The sequence below is a fragment of the Micromonospora sp. SL4-19 genome, assembly GCF_047921475.1.
GTDB lineage: Bacteria > Actinomycetota > Actinomycetes > Mycobacteriales > Micromonosporaceae > Micromonospora.
Genome location: NZ_JBLROB010000076.1, coordinates 1 through 1,332 on the forward strand (window position 1 = coordinate 1; position 1,332 = coordinate 1,332).

Sequence of the window (1,332 nt, forward strand, 5' to 3'; positions counted from 1 at the left end):
TGAGGTTCCCCCGGTAGCTCGGAGACTTTCAATCATGGTCTGATAGGCCGTGACCAGGAGGTTTTCGTGCCCGCCCCTCGTAAGTACCCGGACGAGTTGCGCCAGCGTGCGGTGCGGCTCTACCGGGAGTCCGACCCCAAACCGGTGATCAAGCGTCTGGCCGAGCAACTAGGTGTGCATCCCGAGGCGCTGCGTAACTGGATCCGCCAGGACCAGGCTGATCACGGTGAGCGCTTCGACCGGCCCACCACCGCCGAGGCCGAGGAACTGCGCCGGCTCCGCAAAGAGGTCGCTGAGCTGCGCAGAGCCAACGAAATCCTCAAGGCCGCATCCGCTTTTTTCGCATCGGAACTCGACCCGACCCGGCGACGGTCATGACGCTCGTGAGCGAGCTGCGCGACCGCTTCGGGGTCGAGCCCGTCCTCCGGGTCCTGAAGATCGCGCCGTCGACCTACTACGGCTGGGCGGCCCGGGAGGCCACTCCCGGCCCAAGGGAGGTCGACGACCGTGGCCTGCTGTCGGAGATCGTCGACATCCACGACCGGTCCGGGCAGACGTATGGCGGCCCGCGTGTGCACGCCACCCTCGCCGGTCGGGGCATCCGGGTGGGCCGCAAGCGGGTCGAGCGGCTGATGCGCGAACACGACCTGCAAGGAGCGTTCCTGCGTAAGGGCTGGCGGGGCGGGTCCACGAAACAGAACCCGAAGGCCGATCCTGCGCCGGACCTGGTCAACCGGAACTTCACCACCGACGCCCCGAACCGGCTGTGGGTGGCGGACGCGACCCGCATCGCTTGCGGTGACGGTGTGCTGTGGCTAGCCGCGGTCCGCGACGCGTTCTCCAACCGGATCGTGGGCTGGAAGACCTCCGACCGGTGCAACACCGACCTCGTCCTCGGCGCCCTCGAGTACGGGATCTGGTCACGCGACGTGCGTGACGGGCAGTTGATCCATCACAGCGACCGCGGGTCCACCTACACAGCGATTAGATTCTCCGAACGCCTGGCAGACAACGGGATCCTGCCCTCGATGGGCTCCGTCGGAGACTCCTATGACAACGCGCTCATGGAGAACTTCTTCTCCACCTTGAAGATCGAACTGGTCTACCGGTGCTCCTGGCGCACCCGCGACGAGGCGGAGAACGCGATCTTCGCCTACATCGACGGGTGGTACAACCGCGAACGCATCCAGAAGGACCTCGGCTGGCTGTCGCCAGACGAGTACGAGGCCACCTGGTACACAACAAGCATCGATACACCCAACCCTGTGAACACCACCCACGAGCAGGCTCTAGCCTGCTAACCCGCCCTCCGCGTTATCGGGGGAAGCTCAA

Annotated in this window: 2 protein-coding genes and 1 other annotated feature; both genes read left to right on the forward strand. The window is 65.7% G+C overall.

Annotation, left to right across the window (positions count from 1 at the left end):
- The first annotated feature begins 66 nt into the window (after nt 1-66).
- Nucleotides 67-378 carry a transposase gene (locus ACNAVT_RS31745; protein WP_416301680.1) on the forward strand — a complete coding sequence of 104 codons (312 nt, stop codon included), beginning with the start codon at nt 67-69 and terminating at the stop codon, nt 376-378.
- Nucleotides 333-446, forward strand: a sequence feature (AL1L pseudoknot). It overlaps the preceding gene by 46 nt.
- Nucleotides 375-1,301 carry an IS3 family transposase gene (locus ACNAVT_RS31750; protein WP_416301681.1) on the forward strand — a complete coding sequence of 309 codons (927 nt, stop codon included), beginning with the start codon at nt 375-377 and terminating at the stop codon, nt 1,299-1,301. (Overlaps the previous feature by 72 nt.) The genes ACNAVT_RS31745 and ACNAVT_RS31750 overlap by 4 nt, the downstream gene beginning before the upstream one ends.
- Nucleotides 1,302-1,332: the final 31 nt, after the last annotated feature.